This window comes from Chitinivibrionales bacterium, from assembly GCA_014728215.1.
GTDB lineage: Bacteria > Fibrobacterota > Chitinivibrionia > Chitinivibrionales > WJKA01 > WJKA01.
Map to the genome: position 1 here is coordinate 1 of WJLZ01000128.1, position 3,132 is coordinate 3,132.

Annotated in this window: 3 protein-coding genes; all 3 read right to left on the reverse strand. The window is 46.3% G+C overall.

Annotation, left to right across the window (positions count from 1 at the left end; translation table 11 throughout):
* On the reverse strand, nt 1-240 hold a 240-nt coding region (locus GF401_10280; protein ID MBD3345436.1), incomplete at its 3' end, for a hypothetical protein.
* Between the two features lie 156 nt (nt 241-396).
* Nucleotides 397-1,884, reverse strand: a complete 1,488-nt coding sequence (locus tag GF401_10285) for a hypothetical protein (GenBank protein MBD3345437.1) — start codon at nt 1,882-1,884, stop codon at nt 397-399.
* Between the two features lie 228 nt (nt 1,885-2,112).
* Complete coding sequence (locus GF401_10290) at nt 2,113-2,832, reverse strand: HAD-IA family hydrolase (GenBank protein MBD3345438.1); 720 nt, start codon at nt 2,830-2,832, stop codon at nt 2,113-2,115.
* Between the last annotated feature and the right edge of the window lie 300 nt (nt 2,833-3,132).

Genomic DNA, 3,132 nt, shown 5'->3' on the forward strand with positions numbered 1-3,132 from the left:
AAAACTGATTATATCGGATGTTCCCCCGAGATACAGCGGAAGGGTTGCAGGATAAACATCCTCATGGGCGCCAAGTATCGATTCGAGCGCTTCCACCCGCTCCTGCCATAATGACTCCCAGTTTTTATATCCCTCTGCCGACTCGTTGCTCTGGGCCCCTGAGAGGGCAACACTTATCAACAGAACAGATGTCGCCACTACTACTGCGTTTTTTACAACTATCGCTTTTTCTATTATCATTAGAACAGGCCTATCTGAAAAAGTGAATGTCCCGAATAATCGCCACCGAACAGGCAAATATTTTTTCCTATACCAATTCTTCAGTGCACATCGGGTAGTATACCACTCCCTCATTTAAATATAAATAAATTTCCGGCAATCACGAACTTTTTATAATCACCCCCTTTTTTCGGGCACCTGCCATACCCGGGGCTCGGTGCAAGAAAAAAACAGATGTAAAATCTTCGCCGTTGCAGGAGTAAAGAGCCTCGATGGGTTCGCTGTAGAGATTTTGCATGAGGAATCAAAAAAGTTTTCCCCGAATTTATCATACCATTCCCGGTAACGCTCCTTTTCACTCCCCTCCCCTTTTTCGTCTCCATGGACGACGGCAAACCGTTTTTTAACATCCCACTCGAATAGGTGAATATGTTCCGATGGTATGCTATCGGGAATCTCAACGGACGGCTGTATCCCCGGTGTATACCTGCAATGGTCACACCCCTTTGAGAACATTTGATTGAGAAATTCACAGGAAAGAAGTCCTACCGGCATGCGGGTCAACTCTCTGATCCGTTCTCTTCCATTGTACCGGTCGAGTATTTCACCATCGAGTATTTCATCATCATCACCAATCGTATACTTGAGCAACTTAACGACCTCGATACCGGTTTCGAGAAGATTAAAGCAGACAAGAACTTCACTCTGCTCAACAGCATCTTCGGTATCACTTGACGGGAGAATTTTGATTACCATACCGGAGTTGATTGACTGAGCCTTTATTCGGATATCGGGAAAGGTGTGGATCCGCATACTGTCATACTGCTCCCGCAGCTCCACATGACCGGCCTTGAAATCCCGCCTGTTCTGCTCATCTTCCTGAATAATACCATAGGGCATTATCATCTTGTATGCCGTGTTTTCTCCCGGTTTCGCCCTCTCTTGTATCACCAGTGTTTCTTCAAGAAATTCTCTGCAGATAAACCGTTCCGGTGACATTAATTCGTGATTTAAATTGTTTACAAGCCGGTTTTGTTTATCGAAATGGCGTTCCGACGACCCCAGCGCTACATTCCACCCGTAGGGCTTGATATCCCTGAAAAAAAGCGGTATCCAGTTTTTCCCCCGAAAGGTAACAATCGAAAGAACGCCGCCCGAGGCCCATCGTAAGCGGAAATCGGCCTTGAGGGGGACAATTTCCTTTCCGATGCTCTCGGGATCTGAAATAAAACGATGAATTTTCCGGTCGAGGGAACGGTAATTATTATCGTTTGTCTTGGCATACTTTTCGGCCAGCGCTGTTTTCCCCGCATTGGAGACGACCAGGTCCTTAACGTTTTTTCTGTTTATTTCGATGGTGGTGCTCTCGCGATCTTTGCTGATAATTACCGGGAGTTCCAGAAGCTCTGCCATGAAAACTTCACCGGGAAGACGCTCCGGGGAATACATTGCCGTTATCGGGACAATACCGTTGTTGGTCTTTATATTCTTCCGCCCCTTTACAAAAAGCATTCCGACACAGGCGGTCCCCACAACCACCACCGAGACCCCCGAAATACTCAAAAAGAGGCCTATATCCAGAAGCCGCCCGATTACAACGGAAACAGCCCCGCCGATGATTGCCGAAACAATCGATAAAGCGAGGGACTTCGATTCGATTTTCATACAACACCAAATTCCTTGTGAATGTTATTTTTATTGGACTACAAAGATCCATTCATAATCATTGTCCGTCTTTATCCGTACTCCCCATTCGTTGTCGTCGGCAGGTGCCTGACAATCGATTATCCGGGTCGTATCGAGATCGGTAATTTTCATCATATCGATATATCCGGATGGTCGTGGTGGCGGCGATAAGGTAAAGTGGTACAGTCGCACCGATAAAACAGACAATTATTTTTTGAGCAGATCGCATAATTCCGTCCAGGATACCAGTTCGATTTCAGGCTGCATTTCATCTGTAATTGTTCGCCGGGGATTATACCATACCCCGGTCATTCCGGCGCTACTACTCCCCCAAACATCAAGTAGGATCCTGTCGCCGATATACCAGATTTCCTCGTAGGACATATCGAGCCTGGTTGCGGCAAGAGCAAAGATCAGGGGGTGAGGCTTGCGGATACCGATATCGGCACTCGATATAACAAATTCGAAGTAGTGGTGAAGGTGATGCTGTTGCAGTATCCAGCTCAGAGCATTGCTACTGAAAATCGAATTACTGACAACCCCGCATCGTATCCCCATTCCGCAAAGACGGTCCAGCATTGTTTCTACACCCTGGGCAGGACTCATTTTCGAAGCGGCGTTCCAATAGGCGATCTCGGCATCAGGAATATTGGACGGCAATTCCAGATTGAATAATCCCAGAAGCAGCCGATGAAAGGTTGCCCACGATATTTCGATTAACGATTCTTTCCTTCGCGGAGCAAGATCAATAACAAGCTTTCGCGCTTCCTTTTGAAGGCGTTCGGGGGTTATTTCCGGCGAATGGGGAATCATTTCCAGCAAAGCGGCACCCCCATCCACCGGACGGTAGTACTCTTCGAACAACAGGGTATTTCCAAGATCAAAAAGTACTCCCCGGGGAAGTGATTGTTTTAATTTTAATACCATCTGAACTTCTTTTGTTTATCTGCAGTATACTCTAACCAGCACCTGTCGGTCTGATCTACAAAACCCCTTAATAGAGGATATAAGGTTGCACCGATAAAATAATCAACAGGAAGAAGAGGCGGAAATAATTTCTGCAAATCGGTGATTTTTATAAAGGTGTGCTTTTTAATCCAACTATAAATCCAAAGCAAACCGCTTCAACCGGATACCCCGCCCCCCAAAGAAAAGTGGCCGGTCTATGATGTCACGGTGGTGGTGAAGGCACCGGTGAAGACAAAAGAGATTCAGGATACAAAAATT